21 protein-coding genes are annotated in these 23,445 nt (G+C 43.7%); 16 read left to right on the top strand and 5 right to left on the bottom strand.

Annotated elements, in window-relative coordinates; translation table 11 throughout:
• Window positions 1-103: 103 nt before the first annotated feature.
• From GMES_RS22435 to GMES_RS06760, 3 genes are all read right to left on the bottom strand, one after another.
• A complete protein-coding gene (locus GMES_RS22435) occupies window positions 104-325 on the bottom strand; it encodes a hypothetical protein (RefSeq protein ID WP_153811057.1) in 222 nt (73 codons plus the stop codon).
• Window positions 326-773: 448 nt separating this feature from the next.
• Entirely contained in the window at window positions 774-2,180 is a 1,407-nt protein-coding gene (locus GMES_RS06765) for a heavy metal sensor histidine kinase (protein ID WP_006991874.1), read from the bottom strand.
• The gene (locus GMES_RS06760; protein ID WP_006991873.1) at window positions 2,170-2,847 is read right to left on the bottom strand and encodes a heavy metal response regulator transcription factor; all 678 of its coding nucleotides are present in this window, start codon (window positions 2,845-2,847) and stop codon (window positions 2,170-2,172) included. Before GMES_RS06760 ends, GMES_RS06765 begins: the two co-directional genes overlap by 11 nt.
• A 768-nt stretch (window positions 2,848-3,615) precedes the next feature.
• Between GMES_RS06760 and GMES_RS06750 the strand changes: the two genes are divergently transcribed.
• From GMES_RS06750 to GMES_RS06700, 11 genes are read left to right on the top strand one after another with little or no spacing between them, the layout of a single operon-like run.
• Window positions 3,616-4,131, top strand: a complete 516-nt coding sequence (locus GMES_RS06750) for a DUF411 domain-containing protein (RefSeq protein WP_006991872.1) — start codon at window positions 3,616-3,618, stop codon at window positions 4,129-4,131.
• Entirely contained in the window at window positions 4,131-5,492 is a 1,362-nt protein-coding gene (locus tag GMES_RS06745; protein ID WP_006991871.1) for a TolC family protein, read from the top strand. Before GMES_RS06750 ends, GMES_RS06745 begins: the two co-directional genes overlap by 1 nt.
• On the top strand, window positions 5,492-7,489 hold the full coding sequence (locus GMES_RS06740) for an efflux RND transporter periplasmic adaptor subunit (RefSeq protein ID WP_006991870.1): 1,998 nt from the start codon (window positions 5,492-5,494) through the stop codon (window positions 7,487-7,489). The genes GMES_RS06745 and GMES_RS06740 overlap by 1 nt, the downstream gene beginning before the upstream one ends.
• Window positions 7,486-10,620 (top strand): efflux RND transporter permease subunit, encoded by a 3,135-nt coding sequence (locus GMES_RS06735; protein WP_006991869.1) that lies wholly within the window; start codon window positions 7,486-7,488, stop codon window positions 10,618-10,620. The genes GMES_RS06740 and GMES_RS06735 overlap by 4 nt, the downstream gene beginning before the upstream one ends.
• Window positions 10,621-10,622: 2 nt before the next feature.
• A complete protein-coding gene (locus GMES_RS06730; protein WP_006991868.1) occupies window positions 10,623-11,321 on the top strand; it encodes a hypothetical protein in 699 nt (232 codons plus the stop codon).
• 1 nt (window position 11,322) lies between these two features.
• Window positions 11,323-13,155, top strand: coding sequence for a 2Fe-2S iron-sulfur cluster-binding protein (locus GMES_RS06725; RefSeq protein WP_006991867.1), 1,833 nt, complete (start codon window positions 11,323-11,325; stop codon window positions 13,153-13,155).
• An 18-nt stretch (window positions 13,156-13,173) separates the two neighbouring features.
• Window positions 13,174-13,575 (top strand): copper resistance CopC family protein, encoded by a 402-nt coding sequence (locus GMES_RS06720; RefSeq protein ID WP_039986817.1) that lies wholly within the window; start codon window positions 13,174-13,176, stop codon window positions 13,573-13,575.
• Window positions 13,576-13,590: 15 nt separating this feature from the next.
• On the top strand, window positions 13,591-14,505 hold the full coding sequence (locus tag GMES_RS06715; RefSeq protein ID WP_006991865.1) for a CopD family protein: 915 nt from the start codon (window positions 13,591-13,593) through the stop codon (window positions 14,503-14,505).
• 12 nt (window positions 14,506-14,517) lie between these two features.
• Window positions 14,518-14,997: a YybH family protein gene (locus GMES_RS06710; RefSeq protein WP_006991864.1), complete on the top strand. Its 480-nt coding sequence runs from the start codon at window positions 14,518-14,520 to the stop codon at window positions 14,995-14,997.
• A 26-nt stretch (window positions 14,998-15,023) separates the two neighbouring features.
• A complete protein-coding gene (locus GMES_RS06705; RefSeq protein ID WP_006991863.1) occupies window positions 15,024-15,509 on the top strand; it encodes a nuclear transport factor 2 family protein in 486 nt (161 codons plus the stop codon).
• A gap of 11 nt (window positions 15,510-15,520) precedes the next feature.
• Complete coding sequence (locus GMES_RS06700; RefSeq protein WP_006991862.1) at window positions 15,521-16,216, top strand: acetyltransferase domain-containing protein; 696 nt, start codon at window positions 15,521-15,523, stop codon at window positions 16,214-16,216.
• Window positions 16,217-16,443: 227 nt separating this feature from the next.
• On the opposite strand, the gene GMES_RS06695 is transcribed toward GMES_RS06700, so the two are convergent.
• Together GMES_RS06695 and GMES_RS06690 are read right to left on the bottom strand one after the other, a co-directional pair.
• Complete coding sequence (locus GMES_RS06695) at window positions 16,444-17,859, bottom strand: hypothetical protein (protein ID WP_006991861.1); 1,416 nt, start codon at window positions 17,857-17,859, stop codon at window positions 16,444-16,446.
• A gap of 68 nt (window positions 17,860-17,927) precedes the next feature.
• Window positions 17,928-20,057, bottom strand: coding sequence for an SDR family NAD(P)-dependent oxidoreductase (locus GMES_RS06690; protein WP_006991860.1), 2,130 nt, complete (start codon window positions 20,055-20,057; stop codon window positions 17,928-17,930).
• A gap of 248 nt (window positions 20,058-20,305) precedes the next feature.
• Between GMES_RS06690 and GMES_RS06685 the strand changes: the two genes are divergently transcribed.
• The 5 genes from GMES_RS06685 to GMES_RS06665 all read left to right on the top strand — a co-directional run bounded on the left by GMES_RS06685 (window position 20,306) and on the right by GMES_RS06665 (window position 23,434).
• Window positions 20,306-20,662 (top strand): hypothetical protein, encoded by a 357-nt coding sequence (locus GMES_RS06685; protein WP_006991859.1) that lies wholly within the window; start codon window positions 20,306-20,308, stop codon window positions 20,660-20,662.
• Window positions 20,663-20,747: 85 nt separating this feature from the next.
• Window positions 20,748-21,917: a porin gene (locus GMES_RS06680; protein ID WP_226990260.1), complete on the top strand. Its 1,170-nt coding sequence runs from the start codon at window positions 20,748-20,750 to the stop codon at window positions 21,915-21,917.
• A gap of 8 nt (window positions 21,918-21,925) precedes the next feature.
• Window positions 21,926-22,459, top strand: a complete 534-nt coding sequence (locus GMES_RS06675; protein ID WP_006991857.1) for a c-type cytochrome — start codon at window positions 21,926-21,928, stop codon at window positions 22,457-22,459.
• A 96-nt stretch (window positions 22,460-22,555) separates the two neighbouring features.
• A complete protein-coding gene (locus tag GMES_RS06670) occupies window positions 22,556-23,011 on the top strand; it encodes a hypothetical protein (protein ID WP_006991856.1) in 456 nt (151 codons plus the stop codon).
• A gap of 66 nt (window positions 23,012-23,077) precedes the next feature.
• Window positions 23,078-23,434: a hypothetical protein gene (locus GMES_RS06665; protein ID WP_006991855.1), complete on the top strand. Its 357-nt coding sequence runs from the start codon at window positions 23,078-23,080 to the stop codon at window positions 23,432-23,434.
• Window positions 23,435-23,445: the final 11 nt, after the last annotated feature.

Genomic DNA, 23,445 nt, shown 5'->3' with positions numbered 1-23,445 from the left:
AGATGATTTGATCGAAAGTTTGTTTAGTTAAGACGATTATTTGTATGAATATAACTCGTCCATGAACTAATATAGCTTCCTTAGCTATTTCAAATTCGGCATTTTAGCTTTGGTAATTCGCCTTGCTATTTTTGGCTTCCTTTTGCTTTAGCTTAAGCGGTAAAGAATTCGAGAGTTTTTTAAAGTTAGATTTCGCTACTTCGTTAGCCGCTTCATATTCTTGTTCTTTATGTAATTTATTTAAATATAACTTTATACAGTCATATTTTATGATTAGCACGTTTGCTGCTCCTAAATTTCTTATTTTCAATGTAATAAATGTCACAAGGGCTTTTGGCCTTACGGGATTGGTCGATCGGCCGCCGTTACCACCTCCTGATCTAATTGTAATCTAGAAAGGCGCTACTCCGCTTCAGTCTGATAGAAACCATACCAGTGGGGATTGGCGAGTATTAACTCGCTCAATTATTATGGTGAAATTTTTGGAGACCACATTGATGCTGGCTTGCCTATTTAAGAAGTGGGGGCAGAATACACTGTCGACTCCGAGATTGGTTATCATGTTAATGATGCGTTGAAAGTATCACTAAGCGCTCGTGATGGGTTGGATAATTTCCCTGATGAATATCTTCTGCATGATACCGAAGTCGCTGGTTCAAAGTATCCAACAACGTCACCAATTGGTATTAATAGTGGATTTTATTACTTAAAAGGGGTTTATACTTTCTAATTTGATTGACGCCTCAAACTCACGCTGTCGTGCATTCGAGGCGTCAGCTATTCAAAGTAAATACGACCGTGAACGTTGTTTCATGTTCGCTTGATTCAACTCGAATGGACGCATCATTTACTTCGAGGACAGAACGAGCAATGGTCAATCCTAATCCAGCCCCTTGGCCATCGCGTTTGCGAGATGGGTCTGCGCGATAGAAGCGATCGAATAGGCGGGAAAGTTGAGTTTCAGGGATTATATTACTAGGATTTGAAATAGAAATGTGTGCTTCCCCATCCCGTGATTTCATAGACACAGTCACATTTGCATTTTCTGGAGCATATCGAATAGCATTCGATAACAAGTTACTTAATGCTTGTCGAAACATCGACTTATCGCACATCAGTTTTATGTTATTGCCCATGCGTATTATACTTATATGTTTTTCGTGCGCTAATAGCTCGAAATATTCTACTAGCTCGCCTATCTCTTTACCACAGTCAATCAGTTCAGCTCTCGGCTTAATTAGACCATGTTCAGTTTGTGCCAGTAACAACATATCACTCACCATTTTGGTCATACGCTCGTACTCTTCCAGATTTGAATACAAAATTTCGATGTATTCATCCGTTGAGCGGGGTTTATTTAATATCACTTGAGCCTGAGTCGTAAGATTAGTGATCGGGGTTCTTAGCTCGTGCGCTATGTCAGCAGAAAAATGCGACAACTGCTCAAACCCACTTTCAAGCCTTTCTATCATCGCGTTAAAAGATCCAACGAGATTGGCAAGTTCCACTGGCACTTCATTAGGATCCAATCGTATATCCAATTTATCCGCTGTAATTGAACCAATTTTTCGACTCAGACGTCTTAGTGGAGAGTGTCCACGGTAAACAGCAAATCGAGCGACCAAGATAGTAATAGCACCGGACAGTACAATGATTCCCCAAAGTGTTTTCTCAAATGCCTCCATATAGTTCATATGAAAATCCATGTTCGAGGCAACAATGACTTGGTATTGCATTTGAGTGGCGTCAATAGGCACTATTATTCCAGTGGCCCGCAGCATGTGTTCACCGTCGAAAAAGAGGCTTAAATGCGATGGAGAAATATGCTCAATTTCATAAGTATCTCCAGGATATTTTTCTAGGGCCGCACTCTCGCTGCTAAAGATAATCTCTTGGGCTTCATTTTTGACCAAGAAGTAGACACCATGATGTCCCGAGACAGCTTGGAACAATATACTAGAGGGTGAAACACCTTCATGGTATGCCACATGGAGTTTTTTTTTGACGGCTAGAAATACTTCATTGAGTTCATCCGCGTCTTGCTCGGCAAAATGCTGGGCGATAGACTGTTGCACCATCAGGCTTATGAATGTCAGGCACACAAAGATTGTAATCCCAACGATCACCGTAACGCGAAAGGCGAGAGAACTTGGTCGTTTCAAAATGTTCTTAATTTTCATGAATACACATTTTATAGCCCATTCCGCGGACAGTTTGAATGAGCTTTGGTGAGAAGTTATCATCGATTTTTGCTCTAAGACGACGGATAGCGACATCGATTACATTGGTGTCGCTATCAAAATTCATATCCCACACTTGTGAGGCAATCAGTGAACGCGGTAACACTTCACCTTGCCGCCTTACCATTAACTCTAGTAAGGTAAACTCCTTGGTCGTTAGGTTGATAGTTCGCCCGTTGCGAGTTGCAATACGTGAGGGGATATCAAGCTCTAAATCGGCTATATGTATCGTGTTGTTAGGAACTGATGTGCCGCGGCGTATTAGAGTGCGCACCCTTGCAAGTAACTCTGCAAACGCAAATGGCTTCACTAAGTAATCATCGGCACCGAGCTCTAGGCCTTTGACTCGGTCGTTGACGTGGTCGCGGGCCGTGAGGAAAAGAACAGGTGTATGATTATTAGCTTCGCGCAACGATGACAATATTTTCCAACCATCAATATCAGGGAGCATGACGTCCAAGATAATTAATTCATATTCGCCTATCATTGCTTTATGATGGCCATCGAGGCCTGTGCGAATTAATTCAACCACAAAGCCAGACTCGATCAGGCCTTGTTTTATATAGTCACCTGTTTTTACTTCGTCTTCGACGACTAAGATTTTCATGTAAAGTCCTGTCTGCGTTATTTTATACTAACCCGATTAATTCCTTTTGATTTCAACAGGTTCTTCAAAGCGAAATAAACACTGAATTCATGGCGGTGAATGTTCGTCATTGTTTATTAAGTATTATGCTATGTACGAAGAAGATGTTAGCTCCTTGAACGCTTATTATGCAGCGGATCCATGACTTTTTAAAAACAAGTATTCCTTTTCGGTTGATTCTTACTAAATTGTAATGTGAGGGTAATCTAATTGAAAGGGTTGGGTGCTACAATCGTCACAATTATTCATATATTAACCACCATAGTTTGTAAACAGCAAGGAATGGCAGAAACGTGAAAAGCGCCTTCGTCAACATGTTTATTATTATCGCACTGCTCGGCGTGCAAGTGGGGGCATCATTTGCTCTTTCGCAGATGCCATGTAATGACGAGATGACTGCTGAGATGGATCATAGTTCGCACCCTATGATGGATCATTCTCAAAGTGATGATACGAACAGTTGCTGCAACCAAGACTGCTGCTGTCCTATGGCTATGTTTCACATCGGATTGCCCTCTCGGCATTACAACTCGTCTCAAGAAAACGTGTCGCTGAGCATTCAGTCACACAACTCCAATCTACACCAAGTCTTCATTGCTGCATTGCAGCGCCCTCCTAAATACTCTCTCATCTAAGCAGGATAAGTCCGTTTACGATTCGGACATGATATCGCTTGGCCGACGAAATGAGTCACAAGCGACTTGTAAAAAATAAAATGAGAGATTCATTATGAAAATTATTACACGACGCACGTTGTGGATAGCGCCTATTTTTGTGCTGTTTTTATCAGCCTGTTCCGACGCTACACAAGTGAACAATGATTCAGATGTAGTGTCTGATGCCCCAAAAATTTCGTTGGAAATTTATAAAAGCCGATCTTGCAAGTGTTGCCAAAAATGGGTGAAACACGTTAAAGAGCATGGTTTTGAAACGGATGTTACGAACGTCACCATGATGTCTCGTATTAAGGATAAATATGGCGTAGCACCCAATTATCGTTCGTGTCATACGGCATTGTCTGCAGACGGCTTGGTTTTTGAAGGACATGTACCAGCAAAATTCATTCAGCAATTTCTAGAAAGTACACCTGAAGGGGCGATAGGGTTGAGTGTTCCTGCGATGCCAATTGGGTCACCCGGGATGGAAGTCGGCGACCAATTTCGTCCGTACATTGTGTTGCAATTAAATGAAGATGGTAGTGCAACGACCTACGTTGAAGTTAAGACTTATGAGGAGCAGTTTTGATGACTCGGTCTTCATACTATGTAATTGCGCTGATGACTCTTTTGAACGCGGGTTTAGCTCAAAGCCAAACTGAACGAGTCCTCAAATTGGAGCAGGCTGTTGAAATCGCAATTGATAACGACCCTTGGCTCGTGGGCAGTGAGTATCGTGAACAAGCGATTGTATCAAGTAGCATAGCCGCTTCGAGTTTGCCGGATCCGGTGGTCAATATTGGACTGGCAAACTTACCAACGGATGGGTTTGCATTTGATCAGGAACCCATGACGCAGCTTAAGGCCGGAGTTTCGCAGATGTTCCCAAGAGGCGATTCATTAGATATTCGGTCTCGTCAATTACGGGAGCAGGCTGCTGAGCACCCACTGATGCGTATAGATCGCGTCGCTCGCACCCGTGTTCAGGTATCTGACATTTGGTTGGAAATTTATCGCGCGCAACAGAGCATAACATTAATCCATCAAGATAGAGCGTTGTTTGAGCAACTTAGCGATATTGCCAAAGCCAATTATGCCTCTGCTGTCGGGCGTGTAAGACAACAAGACATCATTAGAGCAAAGCTTGAATTGACTCGGTTAGAAGATCGGTTAACTAAGTTACAAGCATTGGAAGAAAGAGCAACCGGAAAACTTCTGGAATGGCTCCTAAAAAGCGAACAGTCTATGCGCCAACTTGGTTTTAACGCGTTTACTGTTTTTCAGTTGCCCAATGCATTACCGGCCATTACCGACGTATCTGAAAACACGTTAACACTAGTGAAAAATAGAAATCAGCAAGAACTCGCAACTCTGCTTGCGGAGCACCCTTACATTTTATCCATCAATCAACGGATACAAGCAAGTAAAACTGGAGTTGAACTCGCTAGGGAAAAGTACAAACCACAATGGGGGGTTAATGCCAGCTATGCATTTAGAGATGACACCCCCGGGGGCTCTAGTCGAGCAGATTTCTTGTCCGTTGGCGTCAGTTTTGATTTGCCTATATTTACTCAAAACCGTCAAGACCAAGAAGTCGCCGCAGCCGTTAGTCAATCTGAAGCGATAAAAACCGACAAGCTTCTCGCGCTGCGAGAAATGATGTCAGCAATCCAGTCACTTTATGCTGAACGCCAGCGCCTGACTGACAGGCAACTTTTATATAAAGAGGAGTTGTTAAAGCAAATGCGAGAACAAGCGGAAGCGTCTTTGAATGCCTATACCAATGATGACGGCGATTTCGCAGAAGTTGTCCGAGCGCGTATCGCAGATTTGAATGCACGTATTGATGCACTTGATATAGATGTGGATCTCTTTAAAACAAACATTCGACTTAATTACTACTTCAATACCCCCGCTGGTATTTCCAAGACTCAATCCGGAGAGCAATAATGAACAACACTAAAGCAATTGTTTTAGGGGGAGTTATCGGCGGTGTAATGACTGCGTTGGTCTACACGTTCCTGCTCACCTCTGGTTCAACGAACGTTGAATCAGCACAAAGTGATGAAAACCAGCCACTTTATTGGGTAGCCCCTATGGACCCAAATTATCGCCGTGATGAGCCTGGTAAGTCTCCTATGGGGATGGATCTGATTCCTGTATTTGAAGACAGCACAGGTGGTGACGAAGGTCCTGGAACGATCAAAATATCTCCTAATGTCGTGAATAATTTGGGTGTCAGAACAGCAGCTGTGCAACGCCGTTCATTGCATGTGCCTATTCGAACAGTGGGGTATGTCCAATACAATGAAGACACCTTGATACACATACACCCTCGTGTCGAAGGGTGGGTCGATAGACTGCACGTCAAAGCAACCGGTGAGTACGTCAAAAAAGGCGACCCATTGTATTCACTCTATTCTCCTGAGTTGGTAAATGCACAGGAGGAACTTTTAATAGCAATGCGTCGCGGTAATGACGATTTGATTGCTGCTGCACGTTCGCGATTAGACGCGTTACAGATGCCAAGTGAAGCGATCCAGTCATTAATGTCGACTAAAAAAGTGCGTCAAACAATCACGTTTTCAGCACCTCAAACCGGGTTTGTTGACAACTTAAATATCCGTGAAGGTTTCTTTATCAAACCAGGCACTACGCTTATGTCAATTGGTGCATTGGACGAGGTGTGGGTTGATGCTGAAATCTTTGAAAGGCAATCTGCACAAGTCACTGTTGGCCTTCCTGTCACAATGACGTCAGAATTTTTGCCAGGAAAAGAATGGGAAGGTGAGGTTGATTACGTTTATCCAACACTTGAACAAAGCACACGTACCCTGCGCGTTCGATTACGTTTCAAAAATGAAGATTACGCGCTTAAACCAAATATGTTCGCTCAGGTGACGATACATTCAGACTTTGACACAGCCAATGTTCTCGTACCATCAGAAGCTGTTATTAGAACAGGTACGCAAAATCGTGTCGTTTTAGCCTTTGGCGATGGACAATTCAAGTCTATAGCCGTGGACGTTGGTCGAGTAGTAGATGACTTCACTGAAATTACAACAGGACTTGTTGACGGTGACCAGATTGTCACGTCGGCACACTTTTTACTCGATTCAGAGAGCAGTATTAGTTCAGATTTTAAACGGATAGAAGGGCCCGATGAAATGCCTTCATCAGTTTTTACGCAAGCCACTATCACTGATGTTATGCCATCACACAATATGATTACCGTCAATCATGGCGCTATCAATGAATGGGATTGGCCAGAGATGACAATGGATTTCACGGTCGCTAACCATGTAGACCTAAAAAATCTCAAAGAGGGGATGCTCACACACATTGAAATCAGGAAGGAAAACGATGGTCAGTATGTAGTCACGACCGTCCATGTTATTGATGAAGCTGATACACAAGGGGCAAGTGGAGAGAGTGTATGGATAGAGGCATCGGTCAATTCGGTTATGGCTTCACACAATATGCTCAATCTTGATCACGGTGCAATCGAAGAATGGGAATGGCCAGCGATGACAATGGATTTCTTTATTTCTGAAAATATCGATTTATCACAGATTGAAGCGGGCATGACACTACATGTGGAAATCACCAAGTCTGGCGATAGCGATTACCTGATCACAACCATCCATGTGAAATCATCTAATGATGAATCTACCCAGTCGGCAACGGTTACAGGCACGATTAACACCATCGATTTAGAGGCTCGTGTGGTCAATATCTCACGCGATGCAATACCAAAGTGGGATAGACCGGCCGCAACACTAGACTTCAGCATTGACGATGTAATAGACATCAAGCAATTTAAGGTGGGCGATCAGATCACTTTTACGTTTGAGGTCGCCGAAGATAGCTTTAAGATGGTAAACGTTGAGTCGGAAAACCACGATGCTGCTATGGATCATAGCAACCATGGAGGGGCACACGAATGATTGAAGCTATTATTCGCTGGTCAGTCTCTAACCGTTTTTTCGTGTTGCTGACAACCTTAATTATCGTTGGTGGCGGCCTTTTCACGCTAAAAAATACGCCTATCGATGCGTTACCAGACTTGTCTGATGTTCAGGTCATCATTAAAACCAGTTACCCGGGGCAAGCCCCTCAAGTGGTCGAAGATCAGGTTACGTATCCGTTGACAACTGCAATGCTGTCAGTGCCCGGTGCTAAAACAGTAAGAGGATATTCTTTTTTTGGTGATTCATATGTTTACATCATATTTGATGACAGTACAGACTTATACTGGGCTCGAAGTCGCGTGCTGGAGTACCTGTCACAGGTAGCGCCAAATCTACCTGAAAATGCTCGACCACAATTAGGTCCTGACGCGACTGGTGTGGGCTGGGTGTACTTGTATGCACTCGTAGATCGCACCGGTAAAAACGACATATCACAACTTCGGAGCTTGCAGGATTGGTTCCTCAAATACGAACTGCAAACCGTACCGGGAGTGTCTGAAGTATCCGCGTTGGGCGGAATGGTAAAGCAGTATCAAGTCAAGGTTGATCCTGAAAAGTTGCGAGCGTATGGGATCCCGCTATCACATATCCAAATGGCAATTAAACGAGGTAACCAAGAAGTTGGTGCATCCGTTATCGAAATGGCCGAGGCCGAATATATGGTCAGGGCGACAGGTTATATTTCAAGCAAGCAAGATATCGAAACGATCCCATTGGGTGTCAACGAAAACGGTACGCCGTTATTGATTAGAGATATTGCTGATGTTCAGTTAGGTCCTCAAATGCGAAGGGGAGTGGCAGAACTCAATGGTGAAGGTGAAACGGTTGGCGGTATTGTTATCATGCGATTTGGAGAAAATGCCCAAAAAACCATTGACGGTGTTAAAGCTAAACTCGAAGACCTTAAAAAGGGATTACCCGAGGGCGTTGAAATTATCACGGTTTATGACCGTTCAGCATTGATTGAAAGGGCAGTAGATAACTTAGCTTCTAAGCTCGTCGAAGAGTTCATTGTTGTTGCACTAGTGTGTATTGCGTTTTTGTTTCACGTACGTTCATCTCTAGTTGCAATCATCAGTATCCCCGTTGGTATCATTACCGCAATCATTGTGATGTACATGCAAGGCATCAATGCCAATATTATGTCGTTGGGAGGAATTGCCATCGCTATTGGCGCAATGAGCGATGGGGCAATAGTCATGATAGAAAACATGCACAAGCATATGGAACGTACTCCCCTGACAAAAGAAAACCGCTGGCAAGTGGTCATAGATTCCGCGTCTGAAGTCGGGCCAGCATTGTTTTTCAGCTTGCTCATTATCACCGTAAGTTTTGTGCCCGTTTTCACGCTGGAAGCACAAGAAGGGCGGATGTTCTCACCGCTTGCTTTTACCAAAACATACGCGATGGCAGCATCCGCTGCGCTGGCGATTACACTTGTACCAGTACTAATGGGGTATTTTGTACGCGGTAAAGTACTCGCAGAGCATAAAAACCCCGTGAATCGCTTCTTAACGTTTCTCTATATGCCAACATTAAGAACGGTATTGCGTTTCCCAAAAATCACCATGCTCATTGCGGTTATTGTGTTGGCAATTGGACTTTGGCCTATCAATAAAATTGGTAGCGAGTTTATCCCACCGCTTGATGAAGGTGACTTGATGTACATGCCGACAACGTATGCCGGGATCTCGATTGGTAAAGCGCGTGAATTGTTGCAACAAACCAATAAACTCATAAAGACCGTGCCCGAAGTTGATACCGTATTTGGTAAGGTTGGTCGTGCAGATACTGCGACAGACCCGGCGCCCCTTACAATGATTGAAACATTTATTCAATTGAAACCTCAAGATCAGTGGCGTGAAGGCATGACCACACAAGATCTCATCAAGGAGTTTGATTCTGTAGTCAATTTGCCAGGACTAACCAATGCATGGGTTATGCCTATCAAAACACGGATTGACATGTTGGCTACTGGTATTAAAACACCGGTTGGGATAAAGATTGGAGGTCCGGATCTCATGGAAATCCAAAAAATAGGTCAGCAAATTGAAATGATACTGTCAGATGTTGAGGGAACAGCATCGGTTTATTCAGAGCGTGTCGCAGGCGGGCGCTATGTCAAAGTTGATATTCAGCGCGAAAAGGCAGCGCGATATGGTCTGAACATTGCCGACGTGCAACAGGTGGTATCCAGCGCTATCGGTGGAATGAATGTCACGCAAAGCGTCGAAGGGTTAGAGCGCTATCCTGTAAATATTCGTTATCCACAGTCCTATCGTTCGTCACCGGAATCATTGGCTTTACTGCCCATTGTTACACCACAAGGTAAACGGATTGCGTTAGCTGATGTGGCTGATGTGTATATTGAAGATGGCCCTCCTGGCATTAAGAGTGAGAATGCGCGACTTAATGGTTGGGTGTATGTCGATATTGATGGTGTTGATATTGGATCATATGTCGTTAGTGCTCAGCAAATAGTGAGCGAGCAGTTAGTGTTGCCAGCTGGTTACTCGATAACATGGTCTGGACAATATGAGTATATGTTACGGGCAAAAGAGAAATTAACCTACGTGGTTCCTTTGACTTTAGCCATTATTGTGATCCTGTTATATCTCAACTTTCGCAATTTTATAGAAGTGGCCATTATTATGGGTACATTGCCGCTATCAATGGTTGGCAGTATCTGGCTGATGTACTTAGAGGGGTTTAACTTTTCAGTTGCCGTAGGGGTGGGTTTTATTGCGTTAGCCGGTGTCGCTGTAGAAATTGGTGTCATTATGCTGGTGTATTTAAATCAAGAGTATCAAGCGCTAATCGACAAATGCAAATCAGAGGGTATTAAACCTACTGTTGGCATGCTAACTGAAGCCGTACTTCATGGTGCTGGTTTGCGCGTTCGACCCGTCATGATGACGACAGCAACCATAATTTTTGGCTTATTACCTGTGTTGTATGGTTCAGGTACGGGGTCTGAAGTTATGAGTCGCATCGCTGCGCCAATGGTTGGCGGGATGGTGAGTGCCATTTTATTAACGCTACTTATTCTGCCCGCTATCTATTTGATATGGCGAAAGCAGCAGCTCAAATCAATGAGTGTCGCGTAGTCATGAGCCGTATTGCTCGTCGATTACATGGTTATCTGATGTTGGTAGTCGGCGGGCAGATGCTGTTGTGGGCGTTGAGTGGACTCTATATGGTGTGGTTTGATATTCACTATATTCATGGCGATCACTTCCTTAAAGCGCCATCTAAACTTTCATCATCACCAAGGTTAGATATTGGCTTTGAGGATGCACTTAGCCGGGTTCCAGGCGCGACATCAATCGTATTAACGACCTTAAGAGGAGAGCCTGTTTATCAATTAATGCAAGGAGGTAAATCTATTTTGGTCAGTGGTTTATCCGGAGACATTGTGAAGCCGCTGTCAGATAAACAGGCTGCCGCCATCGCAATATCGCGAGTAAACCAACCGTATGACGTTGAGACTGTCACATTGCTGCATAAAACCGATGAAGATACCGCAGTCGGGGCGCGAGGGCGTCCATTATGGCGAGTCGAATTTAAAGGTTTATTTGCACCCATACTCTATATCAGCCAAGACTTGGGTACAGTGGAATACATTCGGCATGCGCCTTGGTACGTGTTTGATTGGCTTTGGCGCATCCACATAATGGATTACCAAGATGGTGAGGATATCAGTAACGCACTATTGGTGAGCATGACTGCCGCAGGGTTGTTTGCCTGTCTCGCTGGTTTGATATTGCTTCCGCGCTCTTGGTCAGCATCGCGAAAGGTCATCGATTAGTATGTACGCGCGCATCATTCATAAGTACTTCGCATTAATTGTGTTTTCACAATTAATGATTTGGCTTACTACCGGATTTTTGTTGGGGCAGGCTGAGCATAGCAAGCCGCTCAACAGAGCCGCCAGTGATCCCATCGTCAATAGTGTTTCGCCAGTAAACTTATTACCAGTAGAGTCTGTGCTTTCACGTTTGCCCGGTACATTAACGATAGAGCTGATTAGTCTTATGGGTAATCCGGCTTACAAGCTCTTGACGCAATATGCTCGACATACCAATGAGAGACATTATCAACTCATTGATGCGGTGACTGGACAGAATATTCAGTTAACAGAAAGTGATATTCGTGATCTTGTCAGTAGTCAGTTCCATTTAACGTCGCCTATTAAAGACATACGCCTTGTTTTCCCCCCAATAGAGCACCTACCCAAAGAGCGGCAATCGGTTTGGCATATACGTTTATCTGATACTGAAAAAACGCACATTTATATCCGTGCATCTACGGGCGAAATAGCTGGAGTAATAGATGAGAATAAGGAGTGGATAAACGTATTGATGCTATTGCATTTTATGGATTATGAGAGGACCGGCTCTTTTGATCACTGGTGGATCAAGCTGCTTGCGTTGCTCACCGTGCTATTGAGCATCACTGGAATTACTTGGTTAGTCAGCCGAATTAAAAACAAACAAATGCAGATTGGTTGGTCCCATAGCAAGCACAAATTAGTGGTACGAGATCCGCAAGGTCATACGCAATGCGTTACAGCTAGCGCGAATGATTCGCTTCTGGATAGTTTGCAACGCAGTGCTATTGCTATTGAGTCGGTGTGTGGAGGAGGGGGGACGTGCGGCCAATGTGTCGTCCTTCTTAATCCATCGGCTTCCATTTCTGTTGCAGAGCATTACCGACTGTCTCCAGAAAGGTTGGCGTCAGGTTATCGATTAGCTTGTCAACAACGCAGCGAATTAAATCGTGCTGTTGAACTAGTTGAATGTTCAAAACGTTCTACACTATCTTTTGAATTGATTTCAAACACCTTCATTACACCCTTTATCAAAGAACTACGATTTCAATATCAAGGGACAGAGGCTCTGGATTTTAAACCTGGTAGCTTCGTTCACTTCACGATAAAGGAAGGTCAATCGCTGGCCTTTCCAGAACACTTACCAAAACGTTTTCAGCGTTATTGGCCATGTTGTGAACCAAAAACCTTTTTCCATCCAAAGACCGTAAGGCACTATTCAATTGCTAATCGAAATGATGGTTCTGGTGTTCTTACATTTAATATAAAGATGCAACCTGCGCACTCACCAAACCAAAGACCGGGGATTGGTTCTTTTCATCTAGCTAATTTGAACGTTGGCACTGTTGTGAACTTGGGCGCTCCTGAGGGCGGGTTTAATTTACCTGTTGATCTATCAAAGCGAGATATCATTTTGATAGGCGGAGGATCAGGAATAGCACCTTTAAAAGCGTTAATTGATGAACTCATATTTGGGATGCGCGCGACTGCACCAATAACCCTATTTTACGGCGCGAAACACCCCGTTGAACTGGCGAACCATTGCTGGCTGAAAGTGGTTGGATCACAGCACGCCAATTTCACCTATCAGCCTATCGTGTCAAACACATCCTCTATTTGGTGCGGACAAACAGGTTATGTTCAAAAGCCCCTTGATGCATTTTTATCCGCCCATCGTGCTCTCGACCGTTGTTTATTTTTTGTTTGTGGGCATCCCGCCATGATGAAAGACGTGTCCAGTTTATTAACCCGTTATTCCGTCAATGAACGTGCAATACAAATCGATTCATTTTCACCCTTTACCACTACTTAAAACTATCGAGGTTTACTTATGAAAACACTACTATCAACTCTCTTACTTACCACTGTGCTCATGAGTACAAGTATTTCTGCGCACACATCGATGAACGCATCAATACCGAAAAACAACGCGATGTTAATGTCATCACCACCGCAGTTATCCGTTTCTTTTACGGAGCCCGTTCGTTTAGCCAAATTAAGTTTGAACAGTCAAAACAGTGAACCTGTCTCGTTTGGATTTATACCAACAATGGAACCGAGTACCTCATTTGATTATGAATTGCCCGTATTGTCCCCAGGCAACTATACCGCACAGTGGATGTTACTGGGCGAGGACGGGCACAAAATGGAGGGCTCATTCACATTTATGGTACACGGCAATATGTCTATGCAAAAAGACAAGAAATCCCACAGCCAACACAAGAACCACTAAAGAGGATATTTCAACATGCCAATATGGGAAGCATTAATTCTATCCAGTAAGCTTTTGGTCTATCTCGGGCTGTCGGGGCTAATGGGTGGTTTTCTGCTCTTTCTTATGATGCCTTTTATTCAGGATAGGCCGTCCCAGACCAGACTTCTTTGGCAATCATATATTTTGAACTATATGACCCTGTTGGCGTTAATCGGCTTATTGGCGACGATATTGGATTTCTTTTTCCAAGTGGGGGCTCTGTCTCAAAGCGGATTCACCGGCATGTTTGATACTGTCATGCAAAATATGGTTGCACAGTCTGCACTAGGAACCGTCGCGCTCAGTCGGTTGTGTGTGTTTATCGTCGGCTTAGTATTCTGTGGGATGGTTTATTGGCAACTCGCTCGCAAAATAACACCTAATGCATATGTGACACTCATTGTTGCAATTATTCAATGGGGGAGCGTTGGCTATACTTTTATGCTCTCCGGTCACACTGTACAACTGGATAGTTTATATGGCTATGCCTTGGCGGTGCATGTGGTCATTGCACTTAGTTGGATAGGCGCACTTTGGCCCTTATCTGATGCTTGTAAGCATCTATCCCCTGTAGTGTTAAATATGCTCATGCGCCATTTTGGCCATCTTGCTATTGGGCTAGTGTGCTTGTTGCTCCTTGTTGGTGCGCTCCTTGCGTGGGAACTCATCGGTACTGTGAGTAATTTACTCAATCAAACTTACGGGCTCAGCCTGCTGATAAAGCTGACCTTTGTCACAGCAATCCTGCTGCTCGCTGCATGGCATAAATTTAAATTAACTCCCAGGCTGTTAACTCACGGTAACGCTGCGATGGTCTTGCGCCGTTCGATCCAAATTGAAATGGTCCTTGGGCTATGCATTTTTGTGATCACCGCCGTGTTGACTACGGTGCTTGGCCCTCAATCTTAACTAAGGATCTACATGAAAAATAACTATTTTTTAATTGCTCTTTTGTCTACATCGTTGCTTTCGTTTTGTGTATTTGCTCATGAGCCATCTACAGGAAGCGAGCTCAAAGCAACGAAGTTTAGTGGTTTACAAACTGAAGCGGGACGCACTGTACTCTCATTTCACGAAGCGTTAGCCAAAGGACAAGCGGAAAGCGTTATGAGCGCGCTATCTCCCAATGTCATTATCTTAGAAGGGGCACGCATAGAACGCAGTGCTGAAGAGTATCGCAAGCATCATTTGCAAGCTGATATGCGATTTTCTTCTTCGGTTAAAACCGCAACCATTGAGCACTATGTTCATGTTTATGGGGATACGGCAGTCTCAATTTCAAGAAGTCACACTGTGGGCTTATACAAAGATAAGCAAATTGATAAACAAGGCAATGAAACTCTGGTACTTAAGCGTATCGATGGCAATTGGGTGATAAGTCACATCCATTGGTCCCACTAACTACTTACTTTATAGGACAAATAAAAATGACGTTATTCATCCGAGCAACATTAATAATGCTGTTGACTAGTGCCGTGCAGGGCGTATATGCAGCGCAAGTAGACGCAGACAAAACGGCGATTGAAAAAATAATCATAGCAATTGAGAAGGGATGGGAGTCTGGCAATGGTCGCCCTTTTTATCAGCATTATCTCGATCATACAGGTGCCCGATACATTGAGTCAGGAGGGCAGAATAAGGGATTAAAGGATCTTGTCGAAAATCACGTAGAGCCGGAAAAAGAAGTACTCTCGCGCCTTACCATCGATATTTTGGATATGGATATTTCGATAGATGATGACATGGCATGGGCGATCACAACTATCAATGTGTCTGGTGAAGTTCGAAGATCAAGCGAAACCTTTGATAAAAACGGGTATCAAACATACTTGTTCAAGCGCACGAATTCGGGTTGGAAAGTCATCCATTCACATTCTTCTACGCGCGATAAACGACCGCATGACCATCATTAGGCGAATAAAGAATGGCCGGTACTCGTAACGTAACGATAGACATCATACGTACCATTGCAATTGTACTGATGGTGATTTTTCATTTTGCGTACGACCTGCGCTTTTTTGGCTGGGTTGATTGGAATGTGCCAAATGGTAAAGGATGGAAAGAATTTCGCTATGTCATCTTAACGCTTTTTTTCCTGAGCGTGGGAGCATCGTTGGTATTTGCGCATCGCCAACGGGTTGATTTCAAATCCTTTGCTAAACGTATTGTGTGGATAGTGATATGGGCGTTAATCATATCGCTTTTCACCTACACCTTTTTCCATAACAATTGGATTTATTTTGGTGTTTTACACTTTGTCGCAGTTGCCAGTATTTTATGCTTGCCGCTTGTTCGCTATCCGGCAATTGCGGCCACTGTTGGCGTATTTACTGTTGTGTTATTTCTAACGGGTGTGGTTACGAGCAAATGGCCTTTTAACTTTTGGGAGCTTGGGCTGCCGCCATCGCCCAACGATTACGTGGCACTTTTCCCATGGACAGGTGTTGTTTTGTTGGGTATTGGCTTAGGTCATCTTTTTGAAAAGGGATTAGACCCCGGTGCTTCGCTTAAATTATCAACAAAAATTACATTTCTAGGACGCCATAGTTTAGCGGTATATGTGTTACATCAGCCGATATTTTTTGCCATTTTAGGAGCTATTTACGTAGTGGTTGGCTAACGCCATTTAGCATTGCCAGTGGCATGCACAAAAAGACTTTCAGTGCAGAGCTGTGATATTGTCATTACTGGGAACTTGTTCGTTACGTTAACGGGTACAACGCGACATATGCTTGCGTATTAGTAGTACTGTCGATATACTTTGAGGGTAATGACTGTCAATGCAACAACAATATTACAGACGAGGAGATCCGTTATGCTTTTGGTTCCAACAAACCCAGACTACCGCTAGCGTTCGAATAATTTTGGACGTTCTGTCTGAAACTCAATATATTTTTTCCACAGACTGGCACACTGTTCCCCCGCAAGAACTCCACTGATAGCGTCATCAGTAGCCATACCTTTTTCGGCTAAGAGTTGTCTTGTATGAAACAACATCTCCTTTTTCGCTGCTTCTTTTGTGAAGATGTTTTTTTCAAGTTCGCAGACTCGTATGAAAATTAAGCTGTCAACCATGCATATTACGCGGAAAATAAAACGCGGTAGCCTTTCAGGATCTTGGTACTCACTGCGCTCTTCAGCTAACCAGAAACTTAAATTATCTTCAAAACTGTTTAAACTGTCACTGATTCGCCCTAAGGCTTGATCATTTAATACACCGAAACGTGTCATTTCTGCTTCATAAAACGCCAGATCCAATAATGCTTCAAAATAGAGCATTCGTGCGTCATCTAGCTTGTCCTTGACCCGCTCAAAGCGCGATATCGCATGTTCTTGAATCGCGATGACTTCTCTAAGAACACTCGGATCGCAACGTGCAGTTGTACTGTCTTCGATTGACGTGACGCTTAAATCATCAAAGAAACGATCATAACCGTCCTCAATTAAAAAACGACGAAGATAAATTGATATAGCCAAGTTTTTAAAAACCAGTCCGTTTTGTGTCTCCGTTTCACTCATTAGCTTATCGAACGCATTTTCCGCATCTTGAACTTTCTCTAAATTGATTTGCTCCAAACGCTCTATTTTTTGTTGATGCCCATCTGTCAGTCTATCAATATCGCGTTGGTGTCGTTCGGTGATCGCTGAAATTTGACGTTGGGTTACCGCCCTTAATTCAACTAAGTCTTGATCAGTTGCATCTTTAAGTTTCTCCAAATCATCTTTTGCTTTTTCTTTTACGTCTTTGGTTCGATTACTTTGAACGTGATTCATCCATGCGATAACGGCTGAAATGACAGCTACAAGGATGGCTGCAAGTGTTAACGCACTCGTCGCCATATTGCGTGTTGCTTGGTTCGTAAAGTCACGTGAAGCGAGCAGAGTCTCCGATTTTACACTTTGATGTTGTTGCGTTATGTCGGACTGCAGTCTTGAGCGGATTTCTTGCATATCGAGAATATCCAGTGATAGCTTTATTTGTGCTAGCTCAGATGCGCTTAACGGTGTGCGGGGCATAGAGTAGGCTTTATCATATAACGCTTTTACAGCATCGATTTCTTGTTCAATGCGCGCGAGCCGACGGTTGACCTCAGCACTGGATAGCGTGGCATTTTCCAATAACAGCAAATCTCGGTTAATTTCGTCTACGTGTTGCTTAAGGCCTGCTAATCCCCTGTAGAAGTCAGCATGCACATAATCGTCCGTGCCTGCAAAACAACTGTTCGAGACGAGTAGGGTAAACAATAGCATCCATTTTAACACTGCTTATATCCTTATTGATAACTTGGTTATTCGTTGGAAAAGCTCTCGCTGGTAGGCTATTACATCAGCTATACAGTTTTTTGTAAATGTCGTTGCAGAGAGCCTGCAAATTTAAGTTCAGGATCAAACTTTTGTTTTATCGCAATCAAACGTTGTGTGTGCTGACCATAGTAACCAATCAATGGAAAGTCCTTACCCATGTCGTAATTTTGGTAGGCATGGCCGTTAAAAAATGGGGATAATCGCGCGTAGGTTTGATCAACCCATTCTGTTACTTCGTTATTGACCTGATCAGGCGGCGTTACGCCGGTGATACTGCAAACAAACGAGGCATTGCGATGGATGAATGCGGTTTCGTGAGCGCCAACGTCTTGTATTGCACCACATAACGGATCCAGCATTATGCCTCCTGCATTGTCAGGGCAGGACTGAAAGCACTGCAACACAGTTGTAATAAAGTCTTGTGTCAGTGCGCCCTCAATGATCCCATTGCGCCAGTATAACGCATGCCCTTGCTCATAATTATTGGATTGGCATTCAATGTATTGTTTGTGCGTGATGGATATGTCAGCATCCGTTTCCCAACTTGTAATATCATGCAGGCTAGTGTCTGGGTCATCACTAAATCCCATAATTGATATTTTTGCTTGTTTCGCGGTTGAACGAGCGATGTATGCATACAGAAATTGTGTTCTCGGTCCCTGTAAAACTGTTTCGCTATAGTGTGTCAATATCCCATTTGCCTTGTGGATTGGCCATTCAATGATCCCACCTTCAATAGAGTCTGGTGCAGGGTGTAAACTGAAGGTTATGTCGGTGATCACCCCAAATTGAGCACCTCCGCCACCTCGTAATGCCCAAAAAAGATCTGTATGCTCGCTGGCGCTGACAACCCTTTGCTGGCCGTCCGCGCTGATCAAGTTAAATGCCAAGACATTGTCACAACTTAAACCATATTTACGTGATAAAAAACCAATACCGCCGCCTAATGTAGCTCCAACAACACCTACATCCGGGCAGGTACCCAAAGGCACCACTTTATTATGATGTGACAAAAATCTATCCAGATCTCGATTTCTAACGCCGGCACCGACTTTAACTGATTGGCCATCCGCACAAAGTTCTATACTTTGAAAGGTTGACATATCAATCACTATCCCACCATTAATGACGGCCGCCCCGGTTACACCATGTCCAGCCCCTTTAATAGAAATCTGTAAATTTTGCCTGTTTGCATAGTCGATTATTTTGACAATATCAGCTTCTGATTGAGGCACGACTATCCCAATCGGAAAATGCGAAATGGCTTGATTGAATACACGACGCCGCAACGTATACTCCTTGCTTCCAGTTGCCCAGACATCGCCATCAATTTTGTCTTGTAGATACTGCAAGGAAGCTTTATCCACTGTCGTTAAAATATTGCTATTGGCATTCAATGGTCGTTGCGGCTCTTTAACTGCGCTTCGTAATACGTTCCACTGTGTTGCTCCAAACGTCTTAACGTCGATACGAGTTAGTAGTTGGCAGAGGTATTCGGCCACTAAGTGGGGCGGAAGCAGTTTGCTTTCTTTATGCATATCTCTTAAAAGCACTGACATCGGCAACACGTCGCTGGATACCTCTCGTATTTTTTTTTGCATCGGCGTATCGACGTTCCCTGGGGCCACTGTGGCAAAAGCCGCGATATCATGACTAATTTCTTTTCTAAAGCAATCACACATCATTTGTATAGCTGCTTTACTCACGCAGTATGCTGATGCACCTTCAACAGCCGTTACAGGTTGATCGCTTGTCAAAAAAAGTACACGGCTATGCTTGAACTTGTTTAGGCATAATTTTGTTATTAAAAACGGGATATCACTATTCACTTTTTGTGTTGCACACCAATCTTCATAGTCGATTGAGTGGATACGTTTCAGCGGTATAACACTTCCTGCGCAGTGCACTAAATAATCAATGCGTTCGTATTTCCCGAGCGCCTGTTCGATTCTTTTTGTTGCCCCTGTGTGATTGAAATCGATGTGCTTGATGACAAGTCGAGCATTAAACTTTTCACAAAGCGCTCTCAATTCAGAGCTCTGTCGACCTATTGCAATTACAAACGTGTGATCATCCATTGATAAAAACTGATTGGTTAATGCCAATCCAATGCCTGAACCTGCACCGGTAATTACTGCAACTTTGTCCTTCATCATTTCTTGTTATCCATTCACCCAGTCAAAAAAAGCCCCCCCAAACATATTGCTTTAGAGCAATCTAGATGAGGTCAACTAACCGAGTTCGAGAATAGATAACTTTGCATTAAGGATAAATAAGTTAATGATTTGATTACAGAATTGTAATGATACTGTAATCCGATTGTTGTGAAGATTTGATCCAAATCAATTACATTTATGCTGTGGTTTATAGGATTAAACTTGTAAAAAGCAAAGGGGAAATTTGGGTGCAACAATTTACGACATCATTATTTTGTATTGCCATATTACTGATCAATTCTGTATCAGTAAGTGCGCATGCATTTGAAGACGTCGGATTTCATGCACACGCTTATACACATAACGTGGACGATGAGGCTACGACGGAACGTTCGAATACCGGATCATTACAAGCGTGTTATTGCCCTGATTGCTTTTACTCGGACAATGCTAACTCGAACGTATCGTTAGCCATTATCGCCCTATCACCTTGGCTTATGCCTGTGGAAATTGAAACAGATAGTTTCATTGAGGTGTATGTCACGTTAAAACGCTCAATCCCACCGGATGACCGCCCCCCCATTGCATTCCTAATGTATACGTAATTCCAAAGAAGATTAGAGCGGCGCTTATGTTGCCGCACACCTAAGTTAGTAATCACGACAGTACATACTGGAAACTGCTATGCGAATGAAAAAAACACTACGACTGGCAACCATCTTGTCCGCTGGGCTTATGATCTCGCAGCCTCTATACGCGGCTGAATCGAGTGAGCGTTTCGTCTTTGTCGGGTACGGTGATGTAAAATACGAAAGTGCCGATGTGGCTGGTACTGATGCGTTTTCGGCGCGTTTTGTGCCGATTTTCTTATTTAGTCTAAATGACAAGATGCACGTAGAAGCTGAGCTTGAGGTTGGATTAAATGCAGATGGAGAAACGGAAACTGAACTTGAATACGCGGATATTCACTACTTTTTAAACGACAACACGACCATTACGGCAGGTAAATTTCTACTGCCATTTGGACAATTTAGTGCCAATTGGCATCCCAGTTGGATCAACCGCAGCATCTGGACGCCTGGAATATATGGCGCGCATGGCTCTAGCCAAGCAATGGATCCCATGCTGCCTATATTGAGCGATGTTGGTGTTGCAGCTCAACAAGTTTATCAAGTGGGCTCAGCCAAAGTGTTTCTTGATGTCTTTATGACAAACGGACCTCGGTCAGAAGCGGAGCATGACGAAGAAGAAGTGGACGACGACCATGATATTGCACTGGCTCGCTTATTTTCACCCGCCGCGTCGATAGATCTTGATGCAGATGAGGATGAACATGGAGAAGCGTTTCCTGAGGTCGAGTTTGAAGCGACAAGCTCTGATAACAATAGCAATAAAGCCTTTGGCGGCCGAATTGCCGTAGCGCTGCTCCCGTCGATAGAAATCGGTACCTCTTATTATCAAGGGGCCTATGACGAAAATGGGCAATTAGACATTAAGGCCAATGGTGTAGACATCAACTTGATCAGTACACACGCTATTTTAAGAGGCGAGTACATTCGCACGGAAACCGATGCGTTTGTTGAGAGAGATCACGAAGATGTTATCGATTCGTTTTCCCGCAATGGGTGGTTTTTACAAGGGACATTTTTTATAGGTCACGTATTTGATGGGCTCGGCAGCACTGAAATTGTCATTGAACATGCTCAAACCAAAAAAGTAGAAGAAGCTGAACGTTGGATGGTCGGTGTTAACTACTGGTTAGATCCTCGTTCAGTTATCAAAGTGGGTTATGAGGATACTGATGTCGTTGATGGTCCAGATGACAAACGTTTCGCTGTGCAATTCAGCTATGGCTTTTAGGAGGGCTAATGATGAAAAACCAATTAACCGTTACCATTTTTGTTTTGTTCGCCACCTTGTTGACCTCGCTTCACGTAAGCAGTACCGAGCCATTGTCAGGTGCAGAATTGATCAACAACAACTGCGCACGATGTCATAACAGTCGGCCAATTCAAGAATTTTCCATGAGTGAATGGAAAGTCATTATGCCCCACATGCGAGAAAAGGCACACCTGACGGGTGCCGAAGTACAGGCCATTCTCGAATTTATGGAAATTGCTACAACACCTGCTCAAGCAATGAACGTGAAGGAGGTTGTCAATCTTGCTGCTGACCCAAAAGAGGTGCTCACTCGCTATGGCTGTCAGGGGTGTCATCAAGTGCAAGGCGCAGGCGGAACGCTCGGTCCATCGCTGGATAATGTTATCAGCGAAAAAGGCAGGGCATTCTTTTTGCGCAAAGTTAAAGAGCCTCAATTTAATAACTCGTCGTCTGCAATGCCGCAAATGCCGATTACAGATGATGAGCTTGAAGCTTTAGCCGAGTTTTTATCGTCCAAGTAGCCTATTGACCTGAGTCTAAGACATAGGATTAAGGTGACAAGACGTAAATTTTAAACCTGAAACGCTCAACTGAGCATAACCCAAGGAAACATTATTATGAAAAAGCTTACTTCACTATTACTGGCCAGTGCTTTAGTTGCTGCGCCAATTGCGACGTCTTTTGCACATCAACACACTGATAAATCGGATATGCCGATGATGGACGGTCAGATGATGCAAAAAATGCAGACGCATATGGAAGAAATGCGCGCGGTATTGGATGCCGTTAAGAGTGAATCGAATCCGGAGAAGCGCGAAGCCATGTTGCATGAGCATGCCCAAAAGATGCAAGACATGATGGGCATGATGGAAGGAAGCGACTCGATGGGGATGAAAGCGGGAAAAGGAATGAAAAGCGAGAAGGGAATGAAACACAAACACAGTGATATGTCCACCGAAGACAAAATGAAAATGATGGAACAGCGTATGTCGATGATGGAAGACATGATGAGCCAAATGATGGGGCACACCGCTGAAAAGTCTAAACCTATACATAAGCACAAAAAGAACTAATCACCACGTTACGAGGCAGGAGGAGATTTGCTGTCTCGCCTATTTCAATAATTGCAGGAATTTCACATGAATAAATTAATTAAGTTTTTTTCAATTGTAGTCTTGTCAGTTGGACTACTCGGCGGCTGCGCAAGCCAGATTTATCACGACTACATCATGAGTGGGCAGGTTGTTACAGTCGATGATAAGCAAGTAGTGGTATGTGTATCTGACACGGATGGTTTGAAGGAACATCAAGTTTTTAATGTCTATAGAACTGTCTACGACGCTACAGCGATCTCAGAAGGCGAAGACGGCTATTCACGAGAGTTCGTTGGGAAAATTCGCCTTGGAAAAACTAAGGATGAGCACTTCGCGGAAGCCACAGTGCTAGATGGCGAAATTACGCGTTATGACATGGTCGAGTTTGACCGTGGTTTTTGATTGATATTTCA

It is taken from the genome of Paraglaciecola mesophila KMM 241, from assembly GCF_000315015.1.
Taxonomy (GTDB): domain Bacteria; phylum Pseudomonadota; class Gammaproteobacteria; order Enterobacterales; family Alteromonadaceae; genus Paraglaciecola; species Paraglaciecola mesophila.
Note: the sequence above shows the minus strand (reverse complement) of the source record. Positions and strands in the feature narration are given on the sequence as shown.

Coding starts and splice junctions, on each gene's coding strand:
- GMES_RS06675 (WP_006991857.1), top strand. CDS start 21,926: ATGATGAAAAACCAATTAACCGTTACCATTTTTGTTTTGTTCGCCACC.
- GMES_RS06765 (WP_006991874.1), bottom strand. CDS start 2,180: ATGAAAATTAAGAACATTTTGAAACGACCAAGTTCTCTCGCCTTTCGC.
- GMES_RS06715 (WP_006991865.1), top strand. CDS start 13,591: ATGCCAATATGGGAAGCATTAATTCTATCCAGTAAGCTTTTGGTCTAT.
- GMES_RS06680 (WP_226990260.1), top strand. CDS start 20,748: ATGAAAAAAACACTACGACTGGCAACCATCTTGTCCGCTGGGCTTATG.
- GMES_RS06670 (WP_006991856.1), top strand. CDS start 22,556: ATGAAAAAGCTTACTTCACTATTACTGGCCAGTGCTTTAGTTGCTGCG.
- GMES_RS06665 (WP_006991855.1), top strand. CDS start 23,078: ATGAATAAATTAATTAAGTTTTTTTCAATTGTAGTCTTGTCAGTTGGA.
- GMES_RS06705 (WP_006991863.1), top strand. CDS start 15,024: ATGACGTTATTCATCCGAGCAACATTAATAATGCTGTTGACTAGTGCC.
- GMES_RS06760 (WP_006991873.1), bottom strand. CDS start 2,847: ATGAAAATCTTAGTCGTCGAAGACGAAGTAAAAACAGGTGACTATATA.
- GMES_RS06710 (WP_006991864.1), top strand. CDS start 14,518: ATGAAAAATAACTATTTTTTAATTGCTCTTTTGTCTACATCGTTGCTT.
- GMES_RS06730 (WP_006991868.1), top strand. CDS start 10,623: ATGAGCCGTATTGCTCGTCGATTACATGGTTATCTGATGTTGGTAGTC.
- GMES_RS06735 (WP_006991869.1), top strand. CDS start 7,486: ATGATTGAAGCTATTATTCGCTGGTCAGTCTCTAACCGTTTTTTCGTG.
- GMES_RS06725 (WP_006991867.1), top strand. CDS start 11,323: ATGTACGCGCGCATCATTCATAAGTACTTCGCATTAATTGTGTTTTCA.
- GMES_RS06700 (WP_006991862.1), top strand. CDS start 15,521: ATGGCCGGTACTCGTAACGTAACGATAGACATCATACGTACCATTGCA.
- GMES_RS06690 (WP_006991860.1), bottom strand. CDS start 20,057: ATGATGAAGGACAAAGTTGCAGTAATTACCGGTGCAGGTTCAGGCATT.
- GMES_RS06745 (WP_006991871.1), top strand. CDS start 4,131: ATGACTCGGTCTTCATACTATGTAATTGCGCTGATGACTCTTTTGAAC.
- GMES_RS06740 (WP_006991870.1), top strand. CDS start 5,492: ATGAACAACACTAAAGCAATTGTTTTAGGGGGAGTTATCGGCGGTGTA.
- GMES_RS06720 (WP_039986817.1), top strand. CDS start 13,174: ATGAAAACACTACTATCAACTCTCTTACTTACCACTGTGCTCATGAGT.
- GMES_RS06750 (WP_006991872.1), top strand. CDS start 3,616: ATGAAAATTATTACACGACGCACGTTGTGGATAGCGCCTATTTTTGTG.